Below are 13,949 nucleotides of genomic sequence, written 5' to 3'. Positions count from 1 at the left end.
GCAGCGACGCGGCTGACGGTGAGGTGGTCCACGACCACACCGGTCAGCGCCCAGCCCACCCCGCCACGGGTGATCTTCGCCCGCGGCGCCGCGGCCTTCGACGTGTCCTGCCGCCACGTCCGACGGCAGGTAACACACCGGTACCGGCGGACCCGGACCATCAAGGTCGTGGGCCGGTGCCCGAACGGCTCGTGCGCCAACCGGCGGATCACCGTGTCTCGGGGCACGCCCTCGGCCCCGCACTCCCTGCACCACGGGTCCGGCTCCAGGACCCGGCACTGGATCACCGCACGATCAGGCTCAACCCGCTGTCCGACGGCCTCGAGGCCGAGCTCGTCGAGACGGCAGAACGTGGTCAGGTCAGGGCGAACGAAGGTAGCGTGATCCATGTCGAGGTCCTCAGGATGGGCAGTGTCAGAACTTCCATCCTCGGAGGGCCTCGACCCCTATCCAGCGACCGACGCGCCCAACCCGACTACACTCTCAGCTGCGAAGAGCCCCATATGCTCACCTGGGGGAGGGAGGCAGCCGGCACTCACCTCCGACCCCGGCCAACCTGAAGTTCCCCTCTCAATCGGTAACGCGATCGGTAACTCAATTGGTAATGGCGAGGGCTGGGGAGCCTCGGGGGGAACCGCGGGGGGAGATACGGCCATTGCGGCCGGGGATTGGCCCTTCAAACCGACAGGGGTACCTCCCCCATACACGCGAACGCGGCCACGACGATCACTGTCGTGGCCGCGCTGGTGTCACCGGACTCCGCGCACCAGGCCGGGTTGCATCCGGGCCTTCTCCCTTTCGGCCTCGTGTGCGTCGAGGGCTTCGGCGAGCTGCCGGTATCGGGTGAGGGTCTCGGCGTGTGATTTGGTGACGCTGATCGGGTAACCGCGTTCGTGTGCCCACTTCCAAGGGTCTGCGATGGTTCGGTTGATCCTGTTCTCGTCGTGGTACTCGAGCCATTCGTCTGTCGGCCAGTCGATGAACGCGAGCACACCACCGAAGGGAACTTTGTCGTCACGGTCGGGTTCTTCGACGCCGCGCAGTGCGGTGTGCAGCTGTGCCAGCCGAGTCCACAGCATCGCCTTCTCCCTGAGTGTGCCGGGGTGTTCGGGTGCCACCACGAACATGTACTCTCTCAGGTCTTGGTTCTCGAGGGCGAGTGCCTCCACCTGTCCGTAGTAGTAGGGCACTGCCTCGTAGACGGCACGCATGAACTCACCGCCGATTGCTGTGTTGACTTCCGCAGTGACGCGGTGCGCTTCCTGCACGTTGACGCGCAGCGCCACGGTGGCGGCGAGGGTGTCCTGTGCTCGAGGGCTCACGAGGTCGTCGAACGTCAGAGCTGAGTGCTGCGTGTGGCTGAACTCCGTGAATGCCTTCTGCGCCTTCCCGATCTCCTTGAGGGTTTTGACGAGGGCGTCGGGCATGTCGATGCCGAGGGCGTCGGCTGCGGCGAACAGGGACGAGTGGTGGTTGGTGCGGTAGTAGTTGCCGGCGGCGAGGTTGGTCAGGCTGATTGCGGTGTTGTAGTAGTTCATGATTCTCCTTCGGTTGCGTCTGCGACTGCAGCACTGAGGTCTTGTAGTGCGGTTCGGGCGATGAGGTATTTCTGCTGTGGTGTGGTGGCTTCGGCGATGTCCTCCTGGAATCTGCGGATGACGTTCGCGGCCCGGTTCTGCAAGGGTGGGGGAGTCCACCTGTTGGATTCGACGATGTCCTTCATGTCGGCTCCTCGACGGGGTGGTTCTCGCGGAGGGCTTCGACGATGACGTTGTGCAGACTTCGGGCTTCGATGAGTTTCGCGGAACCGTATTCGGCCACCGAGTACAGGGCTTCGATGAGCTGGCTGCGTGTCATCTCCTCGGGGTCTTTGAGGACTTTGATGCCGTAGGCGATTTGGAACGTTCGGATCATTGCCTGCTCCATCGCCGCGGCTGAGGCGAGGTCGTGGGGTCACCGAACCTCCACCGGGTTCCGCAGTTGACGCAGATCTGCCCGCCACCTGTTGAGCGCCATTGCGGTTCTCTACATGTGGGTTTGTGTTCGACGCCGAAGCCGTCGCGCTTCATCGCATACCCCCTCGGTTGGCGTCGAGAATGGCGGCCGAGGCGAGCCCGCGTCGGACGAGTCGCTTGGCGAGTTCGTCGGTGTCGGGCTTGTCTTCCTTGTTGTCGCCGGCGTCGCGCTTCTTCCAGCCGGGATCATGTTTCTGGGGCATCAGGATTCCTTTCGCAGTTGGGCGATGATGAGGGCTTGGGCTTTGGCGAGTTGCCGGATCTGTTCGGTGAGCTCGTCGATTGAGGCAGAGGTCGCCTTCGTGCGCTGGTCGATCGTGGTCAGCCTTTGCGCTTGGAGCTGCAGGATCGAGCCGACGATGTTCCCGTGTTCGGTCATGGTTGTTCACCCCCTTCCGAGTGGTGTTCTTTGGCTCGACGGTGGTGGGTGTGGAGTTCACATTTCCCTCCCGATGTCTCTGGGGCGTGCCCAACGGAGGGTGTGCGTATATCGACGAAGGTCGAATCCTGTGACGTCCGCTGTCTGTTGAAACTCGGCGTCGTTGACGGTCTGCTCGCACCACGCGCACAGGTCTGAATTCCAATCGGTAGCCCAAATTGGCTCGAAGCAGGCGAAGCATCCTTTCCCAACGTCAGGGCGAAGACATCCGTCATCTCCGACCGTCACCGCTTCCAATCGCTTCATGACGCAGCCTCCTCATCTGAGTCTGTGGAGAACATCGTGAGCTGTCGGTCGACTTGGAGCTCAGCGCGATCAGTGAGATCCCAGACTCCGAACTGGGTGCGCGTGATCGTCCCTTCGGCATGGAGTCGCCCGAGGTAGACGTTTGCCTTGCCGGGGGTGAAGCCGGCGATCGTTTCGATGAGACCGGCAGCAATGTCTTTTGGGCTGGAGGCTCCATGCTCGGTGATGTAATCGAGCACGAGATCCTGCTGCCGAGGTGCCTCCGACCGCTTCTTCGGGGCAGCGTCGGGTTCGGAGTTGTCACCGGCAGCTTGCGGAAGATCGGCAGTCGGATGAACCTCCGCAGGGGACTCATCAGACTCTTGGTTACTGCGTGCACGCGATGTGCTCTGACTGCTCTGACTGGTTGTTGGCTCGGCATTTTCCCTGGTCAGCTCAGTTAGAGCGCAGTCAGGGCGCTTCTCGGTATCTGCCCTGACTGTGCTCTGAGTGGAGTGACCTGGGGAAACGTCCCCCAACTGCCCAGTCAGGGCAGTCGGAGCATCGGGCACAGCAAGGGTGTCCTGCCTCAAACGCGGGTGCTGCCACACTGTCCTCGACGGCACCGCCTTCGTGCGGTCGTGGTTCACCCCACCCTTGCGCTTGGCACGCTTGAGCTGGTCCTCAGAAAAGCCTTCCTTTCGACCATCTTTGACGACGTCGGCGCGGAGAAACTCGAAGGGCTCACGGTCGAGGTAGTCGAGTAGCCAACCTTCGCAATCACCGTCATCTTCGTCCGGGGCGTAGTCCCTGTTGATGAGGTCCGCGACACTGACATCGGTGGCCGCGATGTTCTTGACTACCCCTACCTCCACTATCGAGTCATCGACTTCTACCGGCACGGACTCGAGTGAGAACTCGTAGCTGCCTTTGTGCTTCCCGTAGTTGCTCTTGTCCTGCGTGAAGACGCGCTTCCCAGTGTCCTCGTCGGTGGCGAAGGCCCAATAGGATCGAGCGAGATCTCGCCAGGCGTGGGAGCCCGATAGCTTGTCAGACATCGACCCTCCGCCTTTGCCGAAGTGGGCGATGAGGATGACAGCGACATCAGCGTCCTGTGCGAGACGAGAGACAGGCTCGAATGCGCGACGGACATCGAGCACCTTGTTCGTGTCACCTTCCATGAAGCTGTTCGCCGGGTCGAGGATGATGAGCTTCACTCCGTATCGGATGACCAGATCTCTGATGCCGTTGATGTCGATCGGCAACACGGCTTTGGTTTCGTACGCTTCGCCGGTGTCAACGACTACGGAGTCGATGTCGAATTTTCCGATCTTCGAAATGTCGGCGCCGGCTGCCGTGAGCCTGGGCACCATGACTGTTCCCCACCCGTCCTCGACGGACAGGATCAGCGTCGACGCGGCGGTCTTTACATCGCCGTCAAGCTGTCCTCGCGAGAGCTCCGCGGCAATGTTGAGCGCCATGGTCGACTTTCCCTCCCCGCCCTTGCCCGCGAAGATCGTCAACGTCCCCAGCGGGACCATGTCGGGAACGAGCCACTTCTGCACTTCCATCGGAATGTCCGACGCCCACGTGACTCGACCGATTCTCTGCACATTGCTTGTCGGATGTGTGCCCGGCTTCGGTCGAATTGTTTCGACGCGGTCATCCTCGGCGGCCCACTCTGCGAGTTCTTCGGGTGTGGGCTGGCCGGGGTCATCGTCGAAGTTCATGCCGCTCTCCCTCGGGGGTAGAAATTCTGTCGGTTCTGCTCGGTGCGCAGCGCGTCGATGATCCGGCGCACGAGGTCGGCTTCTCGTTCCCCTTGGAGCTCGCGGCGGTGGAATTCCTGCTCGACCATTCGGGCGAACTCGGCATCCTGGGCGCTGGCTGCTCGGATGCCTGCTTCCCATCCGGCGTAGTGGCCATCGCGATGACCATCCCGGTAGCCGTCGACGTAGCCGGAGCGAATGCCGAAGGACACGTCCCACCACTCGGGTGGATAATCAGGAAGCGCCACGTTCGCCTCCCTCGTCGACACCGGCAGGGTCGTACTTGCCGGGAGCGAGCATTGCCTGACAGTGGGCGGCGAAGTCCACGCCGGTCGATGCCTTGGCGAGGTCAGCCACCATCGGCACGAGGTCTCGGGAGAGCTGCACGAGGGCGGAGACGATGACGTATCGCGCGCTCTCGTCCCACTCGTCCAGGACGGCGGCGATTGCCCCGCTCACGGCCACCTGATCCTCTCCTGCAGCGCCCATGCGCAGGGCGAGGGTGAAGCCGGCATCGGTAATCGCGTCAGAGTTAACGACCGTCTCAGGGATGCCGTTGTCGTCGACGATGAGAAAGTCACTCATGACAGGCCGTCCTTCCCGGTGATGGTGTCGAGCTCGTCGGCGCGGTCGTTGAGCCACTGGGCGAAGGCGCGGACTGTGCCGGGGCTGAGGAAGATCGAGATCTGTTCGACCATCTCGTCTGAGGACACTCCGATTTCGAGACCAGCCGGGGAATCTTCCTCGTTGACGACGCCGTAGCGCACGAGCCTTGAGGAGGCTGTGAGTGGCTGTTCGGGACGGGCTGGGTTGGAGGGGAACTTCTTGGTCTGCCACCGGGATTCGTGCCACACATCGCTGAGTGGCCAGTGCTCGATGCAACAGTCCTTCACACACCAGAGGGGGTGCGGGATGAGGTCGTTGATCTCCTCGGCGGTATAATCGGCAATAGACTCAATCATGATCTGTTCTCCTTGAAGGGTGTTCGGATCAGCGACCTCGGTGTGTTTCTTGGCGGAATCGGCACCGGGGTCGTTTTCGTTTCGGATGAGGTCGAGGACGTGCTCTGCACGATGCCTCGGCATGTTGTCGCGGATCGCCTTCTCGACGGCGTCCATGTTCTCGGCTGAGCAGTAGACCTCGTGCTGGTCGATCTGGGTATCGAGGTCGTCGTCCCAAATGTCATCGGGCTCGGGGTTGCCGGTGACTGTCCAGCCGCACTTGCATTCGTAGGTGGTCACGATGCGTCCTTCCCGTGGCGTGCCCTGCACACCGGCCCTGATCGGTCACGTAGAGATTTACGGTCCCAGATGGGGCGGTCACAGTGCTTGCACCGGCCCGTGACGACGAGGCCGAGGGCCGTGGCGCGGTCACGTAGTTGTGCGATGAGCGCGTCCGTAAGTTGCGGTGAGCTGGTCATGATGCCTCCTGGCGGTCCAGACGGTTCGAGAGGTTCGGGGCCATAAACCCGGCAGGATGAGCGACCTTCCACAGGTTCGTCTGATCTTCACGGGTGAAGACCTCGTGGCCGGTGGGGTCTCGGTGATCCCCTCGAGGTCGGGTGAGGCCGAGCTGCCGTTTTATGTCCTGCACCTGCTTGCACAGACGCGACGGGGACGGGAGCTTCAAGCGGTTGACTGCGTAGTAGTGACGGAGCTGTTGTTCGATCTGTTCGTCGTTCAATGTGATCTCTCCTGTTTTTGGGTACACCGATTGAGGAGTCCGCTCGATGTTCTCGCTGAGCCACGGGCCGGGACAGTCAGACGGTCATGAGGCTTCCTTGAATTGGTCCTCGATCCAAGCAAGGACGGCGGATTCGCGGAACATGCGGCGTCCGCCGATTTTCGCGGACGGCGGGGCGTCGCCGGCGTGGATCATGTACCGCATTGCGGACGGGCTCTTGCGAAGCATCTCCGCGACCTCCTCTACGTAGAGAAGGCGGTCAGTGGCTGGGGTGGTGGTCATCTGTCCTCCTGTGCAATCAGTTCTGTGTGCATGTCGCACAAAAGTGAGCGTACACGGGATTGATTGGCGGAGCAACAATTTTGTGCGAAACTGTGTGCATGCAGAAGAGCGCTGTAACCCTTGATGATCTGTTCGCGAAGAACCTCGCGGCTCAGCGTGAGCGGAGCGGGCTCACTAAGACGGATCTTGCTCGACTCATGCAGGAGGCTGGATGGGATTCGTACAGTCAGATGACGGTCACACGGACCGAGTCCGGCAGTAGAAAGGTGGGGGTGGCGGAAGCGCACGCGCTAGCGGACTCGCTGCAGGTTCCCTATCAGGCGCTTTTGCAGGATGATACTGAGCGGAAAGTGCAGGAATATGTGGATCGACTCTCGCAAAGTCAATTCATGGCGCAAGATTCGGTTTATCAGGTTCTAGCGCTTCAAGACGATGTCGCGACTATCCTCGATGCGCCGGGAACTGAGGTTTCGAGTAGGCTCGAGTTGCGAGCGCGCGAGTGTCTGGATTGGAATGCACTCTCGTATTTGCGCCGAGAGATGGCGCGATTCTTTGCAGACGACGCTGCTCAGGCGGAAGAACTCGAGCGATCTGAGAGTGGAATCCACATCATCTATCGCGGGCCATGGGGCCGGAAGCTTCAGGAGCGAATTGAGCGGCAGTTCAAATTGATCGAGGAGGCGAGCGATCGTTATGGCGTCGATCAAGAAGAGGCCTAACGGCAAGTGGCGGGCCCGCTACCGGGACTCTGACGGCAAAGAGCACGCTCGTCACTTCGACCGGAAGATCGACGCACAGGACTGGCTCGACGGTGAGACAGTCAAAGTCCGCACAGGTACTTGGGTGGAGCCGAAGGCCGGTCGGATCACGTTCGAAGAATGGTTCACCGAGTGGTCGTCGATTCAGGTTTGGGAGCGCGGCACCTATCTGGCTGCTGAGCAGGCAGTGAAGTCGACCCCGTTCTATCGGAAGCGCCTCGACAAGATTTCAGCGAGCGATGTTCAGGCGTGGGTGAAGTCGATGACGAAACCCAACGGGCGCCGCAACAAAGCTCTAGAGCCCTCGACGATCAAGACGCGATACAACTACCTGCACATGTGCTTCACCGCGGCGAAGAAGGCGCGGAAGATCGGGGTGGTGCCCTCGGGTGATGTGACGCTGCCGAGGCTCAAGCGCGGTGGATCGTCAATGCTCATACCTGAACCAGAGCAGGTGCGGCAGGTGCTCGAGAGCGCGGAGCCCTACTTCGCCACGTTCATCTCATTGTGTGCCTTCGCAGGGTTGCGCCTCGGCGAGGCCGCGGGGCTGCAACTGGGCGACGTCGACTTCCTCAAGCGAACCATCTCCGTCAACAGGCAGGTGCAGGGTGCGACGAATTCGGAGATCCGGGTGGGCGAACCGAAGTACGGGTCGCGCCGAACCATCCATGTGTCCGAGCGACTGATCGAGGTGCTGTCCCGGCACATCACCGACTACGGGATTCGTGAGGACGAGAACGGACAGTGGCTGTTGTCGAACGGTGGGCACTTGTTCCAACGGGGGAGCGCCGGCCACTACTGGCGTGAGGCGCGAGCGAAGGTCGGCATGGACGAGTTCACCCTCCACAGCCTTCGGCACTTCTTCGCGTCCGGGCTCATCGCCGCGGGCTGTGATGTGGTGACGGTCCAACACGCCCTCGGCCATTCGACCCCCGCGATCACGCTGAACACGTATGGCCATCTATGGCCGAACGCGAACGACAAAACCCGCTCAGCCGGCACCGCGCTGATGGATTCGGTTTTTCCTTCTGCGGACTCTGTGCGGACTGGAGCGGGTTCTACCCTGTAATCTCGGGGGATTTAACGGTAGTTGGTGAACTGGAGGTCGACATCGAGGTCCTTGCCCTTGAGGAGGGCGATGACCTCCTGGAGGTCGTCCCGCTTCTTCGAGCTCACGCGCAGTTCGTCCCCCTGGATCTGCGCCTTGACGCCCTTGGGGCCCTCGTCGCGGATGGTCTTCGAGATCTTCTTCGCCTCGTCCTTGTCGATGCCCTCCTTGAGGGAGGCGTCGATGCGGTACTCCTTGCCCGAGGGGTAGGGGTCGCCGTCGTCGAGGGACTTGAGCGAGATGCCGCGCTTGACGAGCTTGGACTGGAAGACGTCGAGGATCGCCTTGACACGGTCCTCGCTGTTGGCCTTCATGAGCACGGCTTCACCGCTCCACGCGATCGAGGCGTCGGTGCCGCGGAAGTCGTAGCGGGAGCCGACCTCCTTCGCGGCCTGGTTGAGGGCGTTGTCGGCCTCCTGTCGATCGACCTTGCTGACGATATCGAATGACGATTCGCTGGCCATGTGCGCTCCTTTGTCATAGATTGCGATGCCGGTCTGTTCTGCGCAGAAGTCTAGTCGAGTGATCCTGCTGTGACCTGCGTCAACCGAGTTGGCAATCGCGTCACGGGCCTAGTATTCTTCTTGAGTGCTCTTCGAGCGCGCACTGCGGCAGATTGCCCGAGCGGCCAAAGGGAGCTGACTGTAAATCAGCCGGCATTGCCTTCGCAGGTTCGAATCCTGCATCTGCCACGCAGAACCACAGGGCCCGACGCACAGCGGAAACGCTGAGCGTCGGGCCCTGTGACGTTGTCACACCGCTGTGCAGCCCCTACCGTGGAAGGACGACCGTCTGCGGGGGAGGGACCATGGAGAAGAAGGAATCGCCTCGGCGGATCAACTCGCTCTCCGATCGCACCGAGATCGTCGAATCCGCCCTCGACCGCGCGATCAAGCGCGGCGACTTCGACGACCTGCCCGGCATGGGCAAGCCGCTGCGCGGCCTCCACAACTCCGAGGATCCCGACTGGTGGATCAAGCAGAAGCTCGATTCCGAGGACATCAGCGGTGTCGCTCCGGCAGCCTTCCAACTGCGCAAGGAGAACGCCGTCCTCGAGGACACGCTCGATGAGTTCGCTCGCGAATCTGATGTCCGCGCCTACCTCGCCGGGTTCAACGCCCGCGTCCGGGAGGCGATCATGGACCTGCGCGGCGGCCCTCCCGTGTTCACCCCTCCCCGTGACATCGACGCCGAGGTGATCGCCTGGCGTGCGCGCCGCGTCGCCGCCCGTGAGGCAGCGGAAGGAGCCGGTGAGCAACCCGGTGATGCGACGCCGGCACCCGACTCTGCCGCCAAGCCGCGGTGGTGGCACCGCTGGCGTCGACGGCGCTGACGCCGGTCTCGGGGAGGGGCGCTCGAGGTCAGGAGCGAGCAGCGGCGACGAGGCGCCGGGCCGCGAGATGAGCGAGCACGACGGCCTGCTCGGCGAGGACGGAGTCGTCGAAGACGACGAACGGCGAATGGTTGTCGCCCTGCCGCTCCTCGGGCACGTCGCTGCGCTTCGCCCCGATCATCATGTACGTGCCCGGCACCTGGTCGAGGACGAAGGAGAAGTCCTCGCTCGGCATGATCGGATGCGCGAGCACCTCGACCCGTTCGGGCCCGAGCAGGTCCCGCAGCTCGTCGAGCACCCACGCGGTCTCAGCGTCGTCATTGACCGTCACCGGGTACTGGACCTCGAACTCCACCTCGGCGGTGCATCCATGGGCTGCGGCGATGCCTTCGGCAAGCTGCCGCGACCGGTCCCGCACGGTGGCCAGGGACTCCTCGGACAGGGTGCGCACGGTCGCCCCGAGCGACGCCTCGGCGGGGATGACGTTGACGGCCTCGCCGGCGCTCAGCTGGGTCACGCTCAACGCGATCGGGTCGAAGACGTCGATCCGGCGACTGACCATGGTCTGCAGGGCGGTGACGATCTCGGCGAGGGCGGGCACCGGATCGACCGCGCTCGTCGGCTGTGACCCATGTCCGCCGCGCCCGCGGACGGTGATGCGCAGGACGTTCGACCCGGCCTGCAGGGTTCCCGGCCTCGTCGAGACGATCCCGCGCTCGCCGACGTGGACGTGGACTCCGAATGCGGCGACGGCCCGGGATCCGGCGGCGTCGAGGACGCCCTCGTCGATCATCACCGAGGCCCCGTCGTACCCCTCCTCGCCGGGCTGGAACATGAAGACGACGTCGCCGGCCAGCTCTGCCCGTCGGGCCGCGAGCAGGCGCATCGCCCCGACGAGGCCGGCGGTGTGGAGGTCGTGCCCGCACGCGTGCATGTTCCCGTTCGTCGCCGCGAACGGCTCGTCGGTGGCCTCGGCGACGGGCAGGGCATCCATGTCACCGCGGAGCAGGACCGCGGGCGCCTGCGCCGGACGCTCGGGGTGGGTGCCGCGCAGCACCGCGACCACCGAGGTGGCGCCCTCCCCCGTCGTCACCTCGACGTCGAGACCGGCGATCGCGTCGAGCACAGCCGCCTGGGTGCGGGGCAGGTCGAGGCCGACCTCGGGGTGGGCATGGAGGTCGCGACGCAGGGTCTGGAGGTCGGGGAGGAGGTCGGCCGCCTCGGCGAGGAGATCGCTCACAGCAGGGAGACGAGGATGCTGGCGATGACGACGGACCCGGCGCTCACCGAGGTGAATCCGCCGACGAGCATCGGCGGGAGCATGACGTTGAGGAGGGCTTCCTTCTCGTCGTCGTGACGGGCGATCGACCGGGCGACCTCGTTGGTGAGCAGGTAGTCGGCGGGGAAGCCGTACATCGCGGTCAGGGCCACCGACATGCCCAGCGGGGCCTTCCATCGGAGCAGCTTCGTGGCGATGAACCCGCCGATGACGATGCCCGCGCCGCCGACGATGAGGATCGCGATCGTCGGGAGGAACGCGCGGATGACGTCGTCGACGGAGGCGGCGACGAGTGGGGCCATGACGATCGCGATGACACCGGCCATGGCGATGCCGAAGGAATTCGAGCGCTCCATCGCCTTGTCGGGGGAGAGCCCGATCGCGGTGGCGAGGATGCCGAGGATGAGCGCGAGGATCGAGGACGGGATGTGGGTGGGGATCGCGAGCAGGGTCGCGACCGTGCCGCCGACGAGGACGAGGAAGAGCATGAAGAGCTGATTGTCGACGAGGTAGCCCGGGAGGGTGACGAGCTTCTTCTTCGCCGCCGCCTGAGCCTCCTCCTCGTGGTGGGCGAGGGCGAGTTCGTGGAGTTCGCCGCTGTCGCGCAGCTTCGTCGCGTACCGGCGCAGGAGGAAGTTCGTCAGCGGCATCGACGGCAGCGACTGGAGCATGAGGACGAGGGCGGGGAGGACGATGATCGACGAGGCGGCGCCCGCCGCGGTCAGTCCCTCGGTGGTGAGGCTGGTGGCGACGATGCCGCCGGCGAGCGGACCCGAACCGGCGACGAAGGTCTCGAGCCCGAAGAGCGGAGCGACGACGGCGAGGATGAGGAGGACGGCGACGAGCATGCCGGAGACCGCGATGATCACCGAGCGCCACTGCTTGAGCATGATCCGCAGCGGGATGAGCGTGCCCATGTGGAAGAGCAGCGGGGCGACGAGGATCGTGTAGATCTGGACGAGCATCGAGTCGTCGACGACGGACTCCGGGACGATGCCGAGCTTCGCGAAGATGAAGACGCCGAGCATCGCGACGAGGAGGCTCGGGATGCGCGCCTTCGACCAGATGGAGACCAACTCGCCGAGAGCGATGAAGGCGAGGAGGATGGTGGCGGCGAAGATAGCCTCCATGACGGACCTTTCGACAGGCTGCGATGGAACGAGTCGCCGGCGACAGCAGGGCGTGTGAAGCAACTCACTGCACCGTAGGCTACTCCGCCGTTTCGCCCCATCAGACGTAGTCGTCCACGATGCGAGACCTGCGAAGGGTGCGCCTGAGGGGCTGGGCGGATTCGTCCGGACAGGGAATTAGGGTGGAGGCATGAGCTTTCTCCAGTTCCTGCGCGAGCGGGGCATCGCCGAGCGTCCCGGGTCGGGAACCCGGCCGCTCGTCATCGCCCACCGCGGCTATTCGGCAGTGGCCCCTGAGAACAGCCTCGCGGCCGTCGATGCCGCGCGAGCGCTCGGCGTCGACTTCATCGAGGTCGACGCGTCGACGAGTGCCGACGGGGTGCCGGTGATCATCCATGACCCCGACCTCGACCGGACGACGAACCGCAAGGGCCCCGTCGTCAGCCTCACCGCCGAGGAGCTCTCCTTCGTCGATGCGGGTTCGTGGATGGGGCCCGGGTTCACCGGTGTGCGGGTGCCGACTCTGGCCGCGGTCATGCGCGACATCCAGCATCGCGGGGGCGAGCTCCTCCTCGAGCTCAAGGGGGAGTGGTCGCCGGGCGCCGTCGCGCGGATCTCCGAACTCGTCGTCGAGACCGGAACGGCCGATCGCATGGTCGTCCAGGCCTTCAACACCGACACGCTCGCCACCTGCCGGGACCTGCTGCCCATGGTCACCCGGTTCCTGTTGCGGATGGTGCCCCGGCCGGAGGACATCGCCACGGCGCGCAACCTCGGCGCGGTGGCGATCAACCCGTCGTACCGGGGATTCTCGCTGCGGAAGTCCGTCGTCGCCGAGATCAGGGACAACGGCCTCGGCGTGTTCGTATGGACGGTCGATGAGATGAACGAATGGCGCGAACTCCTCGACGCCCAGGTCGACGGCATCATCACAAACCATCCGGGACGGCTCCAGGGCTTCCTCGCCGGGCGCTTCGACCCGGTGAAGTAGACCGGTGGGGACGGCGGACGACGGTCTGTGAGTGAGGTCACCGGGAGCGGATTTGCCCCGGTCGCGCTCAGCCGTGTAAATTCTTACCTGTTGCCCCGATAGCTCAGTCGGCAGAGCATCTCCATGGTAAGGAGAAGGTCAAGGGTTCGATTCCCTTTCGGGGCTCTCGTGCCGCGTGAAAACGCGACGCATGCGATCGAGGCGCGGTAGCTCAGCTGGTTAGAGCGCACGACTCATAATCGTGAGGTCGGGAGATCGAGCCTCCCCCGCGCTACTCGATAGGCCCCTCACCTGGTGTTCCATCAGGGAGGGGCCTTTTTCGTGCGCGTGTCACCTTCGGTTGCGCCGCGCCGCACCGGTCAGTGTCAGCAGGCTCTGCAGTCCCGCGTCGGTGCCGGGCCAGTGCCGCTCGACGCTTTCGAGACCGGCATGGCCGATCGCCCACCGGAGGACGAGGGCGATCGCGACGGCATCGTCGGCGTAGCCGAGGACGGGGATGAAGTCCGGGACGAGATCGATCGGCAGCGCGAGGTAGACGAGCAGGCCGCCGAGCATCCAGCGTGTTCCCCGAGGTGTCCGCGGGTCCGCCGCCAAGCGTTTGACCAGGCGCATCACGTCGGGGACGAGGCGGACGATCTCCTTCCAGTCGACCGACCGACCCATGCGGCGCGACTGGACCCAGAGGACGGCGATGAGGGCGACCCAGAGGAGGAGCAGACCGGCGACGATCGAGAGGACGATGACGAGCCAGTCGGGCATGGAGCACTCCAGTTCTCAAGGACAGGATCCGAAGGAGATTGTAGACCGGAGAGCGCATCCGGGTGGGATGAGTCCGATTCGAGGGGAGTCGTCGGTTCGCGATCCGAGCGATCGGGACCAGACGAGTCGGTTTGCGCCGGATCGGTCGGGTCGCGACCCGATGCATCCGGCGGAAAGT

General features: G+C 64.0%; 20 protein-coding genes and 3 tRNA genes. 7 read left to right on the top strand and 16 right to left on the bottom strand.

The genetic code is table 11. From position 1 onward, the window contains the following. From EZE58_RS02565 to EZE58_RS02510, 12 genes are all read right to left on the bottom strand, one after another. The coding region (locus tag EZE58_RS02565) for a transposase family protein (RefSeq protein WP_167559748.1) at positions 1–389 on the bottom strand (389 nt) is incomplete at its 3' end. A gap of 360 nt (positions 390–749) precedes the next feature. Beyond that, on the bottom strand, positions 750–1,538 hold the full coding sequence (locus EZE58_RS02560) for a hypothetical protein (RefSeq protein ID WP_167559746.1): 789 nt from the start codon (positions 1,536–1,538) through the stop codon (positions 750–752). After that, on the bottom strand, positions 1,535–1,723 hold the full coding sequence (locus EZE58_RS02555) for a hypothetical protein (protein ID WP_167559744.1): 189 nt from the start codon (positions 1,721–1,723) through the stop codon (positions 1,535–1,537). Before EZE58_RS02555 ends, EZE58_RS02560 begins: the two co-directional genes overlap by 4 nt. Then, positions 1,720–1,914 (bottom strand): hypothetical protein, encoded by a 195-nt coding sequence (locus tag EZE58_RS02550; protein ID WP_119297033.1) that lies wholly within the window; start codon positions 1,912–1,914, stop codon positions 1,720–1,722. The genes EZE58_RS02555 and EZE58_RS02550 overlap by 4 nt, the downstream gene beginning before the upstream one ends. A 151-nt stretch (positions 1,915–2,065) precedes the next feature. Further along, entirely contained in the window at positions 2,066–2,218 is a 153-nt protein-coding gene (locus EZE58_RS02545) for a hypothetical protein (protein WP_162909121.1), read from the bottom strand. Beyond that, positions 2,218–2,394 (bottom strand): hypothetical protein, encoded by a 177-nt coding sequence (locus tag EZE58_RS02540; RefSeq protein ID WP_162909120.1) that lies wholly within the window; start codon positions 2,392–2,394, stop codon positions 2,218–2,220. The genes EZE58_RS02545 and EZE58_RS02540 overlap by 1 nt, the downstream gene beginning before the upstream one ends. A 302-nt stretch (positions 2,395–2,696) precedes the next feature. After that, positions 2,697–4,409, bottom strand: coding sequence for an AAA family ATPase (locus EZE58_RS02535; protein WP_167559742.1), 1,713 nt, complete (start codon positions 4,407–4,409; stop codon positions 2,697–2,699). Then, positions 4,406–4,696 carry a hypothetical protein gene (locus EZE58_RS02530; protein ID WP_167559740.1) on the bottom strand — a complete coding sequence of 97 codons (291 nt, stop codon included), beginning with the start codon at positions 4,694–4,696 and terminating at the stop codon, positions 4,406–4,408. Before EZE58_RS02530 ends, EZE58_RS02535 begins: the two co-directional genes overlap by 4 nt. Next, positions 4,683–5,033, bottom strand: a complete 351-nt coding sequence (locus EZE58_RS02525) for a hypothetical protein (RefSeq protein WP_167559738.1) — start codon at positions 5,031–5,033, stop codon at positions 4,683–4,685. The genes EZE58_RS02530 and EZE58_RS02525 overlap by 14 nt, the downstream gene beginning before the upstream one ends. Continuing rightward, positions 5,030–5,689 carry a hypothetical protein gene (locus EZE58_RS02520; protein WP_167559736.1) on the bottom strand — a complete coding sequence of 220 codons (660 nt, stop codon included), beginning with the start codon at positions 5,687–5,689 and terminating at the stop codon, positions 5,030–5,032. The genes EZE58_RS02525 and EZE58_RS02520 overlap by 4 nt, the downstream gene beginning before the upstream one ends. A gap of 175 nt (positions 5,690–5,864) precedes the next feature. Further along, positions 5,865–6,131 carry a hypothetical protein gene (locus EZE58_RS02515; protein ID WP_167559734.1) on the bottom strand — a complete coding sequence of 89 codons (267 nt, stop codon included), beginning with the start codon at positions 6,129–6,131 and terminating at the stop codon, positions 5,865–5,867. Between the two features lie 84 nt (positions 6,132–6,215). After that, entirely contained in the window at positions 6,216–6,413 is a 198-nt protein-coding gene (locus tag EZE58_RS02510; RefSeq protein ID WP_167559732.1) for a helix-turn-helix domain-containing protein, read from the bottom strand. 98 nt (positions 6,414–6,511) lie between these two features. Between EZE58_RS02510 and EZE58_RS02505 the strand changes: the two genes are divergently transcribed. Next, positions 6,512–7,132, top strand: a complete 621-nt coding sequence (locus tag EZE58_RS02505) for a helix-turn-helix domain-containing protein (protein WP_167559730.1) — start codon at positions 6,512–6,514, stop codon at positions 7,130–7,132. Then, positions 7,107–8,240, top strand: a complete 1,134-nt coding sequence (locus EZE58_RS02500) for a tyrosine-type recombinase/integrase (protein WP_167559728.1) — start codon at positions 7,107–7,109, stop codon at positions 8,238–8,240. The genes EZE58_RS02505 and EZE58_RS02500 overlap by 26 nt, the downstream gene beginning before the upstream one ends. A gap of 11 nt (positions 8,241–8,251) precedes the next feature. Here EZE58_RS02500 and EZE58_RS02495 read toward each other — a convergent pair whose 3' ends face one another. Beyond that, the gene (locus EZE58_RS02495; protein WP_009379069.1) at positions 8,252–8,743 is read right to left on the bottom strand and encodes a YajQ family cyclic di-GMP-binding protein; all 492 of its coding nucleotides are present in this window, start codon (positions 8,741–8,743) and stop codon (positions 8,252–8,254) included. Positions 8,744–8,889: 146 nt separating this feature from the next. On the opposite strand from EZE58_RS02495, the gene EZE58_RS02490 reads away from it, so the two are divergent. Further along, positions 8,890–8,971, top strand: a tRNA-Tyr gene (locus EZE58_RS02490). A 116-nt stretch (positions 8,972–9,087) separates the two neighbouring features. Beyond that, a complete protein-coding gene (locus EZE58_RS02485; protein ID WP_009379071.1) occupies positions 9,088–9,612 on the top strand; it encodes a DUF1992 domain-containing protein in 525 nt (174 codons plus the stop codon). A 28-nt stretch (positions 9,613–9,640) separates the two neighbouring features. Here the strand turns inward: EZE58_RS02485 and EZE58_RS02480 are convergent, their stop codons facing one another. Then, positions 9,641–10,852: a M20 family metallopeptidase gene (locus EZE58_RS02480; RefSeq protein WP_095376749.1), complete on the bottom strand. Its 1,212-nt coding sequence runs from the start codon at positions 10,850–10,852 to the stop codon at positions 9,641–9,643. Beyond that, entirely contained in the window at positions 10,849–12,021 is a 1,173-nt protein-coding gene (locus EZE58_RS02475; protein WP_167559726.1) for a hypothetical protein, read from the bottom strand. Before EZE58_RS02475 ends, EZE58_RS02480 begins: the two co-directional genes overlap by 4 nt. Before the next feature lie 190 nt (positions 12,022–12,211). On the opposite strand from EZE58_RS02475, the gene EZE58_RS02470 reads away from it, so the two are divergent. The 3 genes from EZE58_RS02470 to EZE58_RS02460 all read left to right on the top strand — a co-directional run bounded on the left by EZE58_RS02470 (position 12,212) and on the right by EZE58_RS02460 (position 13,286). Then, positions 12,212–13,012 carry a glycerophosphodiester phosphodiesterase family protein gene (locus EZE58_RS02470; protein ID WP_009379080.1) on the top strand — a complete coding sequence of 267 codons (801 nt, stop codon included), beginning with the start codon at positions 12,212–12,214 and terminating at the stop codon, positions 13,010–13,012. A 92-nt stretch (positions 13,013–13,104) separates the two neighbouring features. Further along, positions 13,105–13,177 (top strand) — tRNA-Thr (locus tag EZE58_RS02465). A 35-nt stretch (positions 13,178–13,212) separates the two neighbouring features. Next, positions 13,213–13,286 (top strand) — tRNA-Met (locus tag EZE58_RS02460). Between the two features lie 56 nt (positions 13,287–13,342). Here EZE58_RS02460 and EZE58_RS02455 read toward each other — a convergent pair. Further along, a complete protein-coding gene (locus tag EZE58_RS02455) occupies positions 13,343–13,771 on the bottom strand; it encodes a YkvA family protein (protein ID WP_131248327.1) in 429 nt (142 codons plus the stop codon). Positions 13,772–13,949 lie beyond the last annotated feature (178 nt).

This window comes from Brevibacterium sp. LS14 (assembly GCF_012027885.1).
Taxonomy (GTDB): domain Bacteria; phylum Actinomycetota; class Actinomycetes; order Actinomycetales; family Brevibacteriaceae; genus Brevibacterium; species Brevibacterium casei.
The sequence above is the reverse complement of the archived record's forward strand: the minus strand, read 5'-3'. Positions and strand labels throughout refer to the sequence as shown.

Bases quoted from the DNA above. Each gene is read 5' to 3' on its own strand.
- EZE58_RS02535 (WP_167559742.1), bottom strand. From the start codon at position 4,409: ATGAACTTCGACGATGACCCCGGCCAGCCCACACCCGAAGAACTCGCA.
- EZE58_RS02470 (WP_009379080.1), top strand. From the start codon at position 12,212: ATGAGCTTTCTCCAGTTCCTGCGCGAGCGGGGCATCGCCGAGCGTCCC.
- EZE58_RS02555 (WP_167559744.1), bottom strand. From the start codon at position 1,723: ATGAAGGACATCGTCGAATCCAACAGGTGGACTCCCCCACCCTTGCAG.
- EZE58_RS02505 (WP_167559730.1), top strand. From the start codon at position 6,512: ATGCAGAAGAGCGCTGTAACCCTTGATGATCTGTTCGCGAAGAACCTC.
- EZE58_RS02540 (WP_162909120.1), bottom strand. From the start codon at position 2,394: ATGACCGAACACGGGAACATCGTCGGCTCGATCCTGCAGCTCCAAGCG.
- EZE58_RS02475 (WP_167559726.1), bottom strand. From the start codon at position 12,021: ATGGAGGCTATCTTCGCCGCCACCATCCTCCTCGCCTTCATCGCTCTC.
- EZE58_RS02485 (WP_009379071.1), top strand. From the start codon at position 9,088: ATGGAGAAGAAGGAATCGCCTCGGCGGATCAACTCGCTCTCCGATCGC.
- EZE58_RS02550 (WP_119297033.1), bottom strand. From the start codon at position 1,914: ATGATCCGAACGTTCCAAATCGCCTACGGCATCAAAGTCCTCAAAGAC.
- EZE58_RS02560 (WP_167559746.1), bottom strand. From the start codon at position 1,538: ATGAACTACTACAACACCGCAATCAGCCTGACCAACCTCGCCGCCGGC.
- EZE58_RS02525 (WP_167559738.1), bottom strand. From the start codon at position 5,033: ATGAGTGACTTTCTCATCGTCGACGACAACGGCATCCCTGAGACGGTC.
- EZE58_RS02545 (WP_162909121.1), bottom strand. From the start codon at position 2,218: ATGCCCCAGAAACATGATCCCGGCTGGAAGAAGCGCGACGCCGGCGAC.
- EZE58_RS02500 (WP_167559728.1), top strand. From the start codon at position 7,107: ATGGCGTCGATCAAGAAGAGGCCTAACGGCAAGTGGCGGGCCCGCTAC.
- EZE58_RS02510 (WP_167559732.1), bottom strand. From the start codon at position 6,413: ATGACCACCACCCCAGCCACTGACCGCCTTCTCTACGTAGAGGAGGTC.
- EZE58_RS02495 (WP_009379069.1), bottom strand. From the start codon at position 8,743: ATGGCCAGCGAATCGTCATTCGATATCGTCAGCAAGGTCGATCGACAG.
- EZE58_RS02455 (WP_131248327.1), bottom strand. From the start codon at position 13,771: ATGCCCGACTGGCTCGTCATCGTCCTCTCGATCGTCGCCGGTCTGCTC.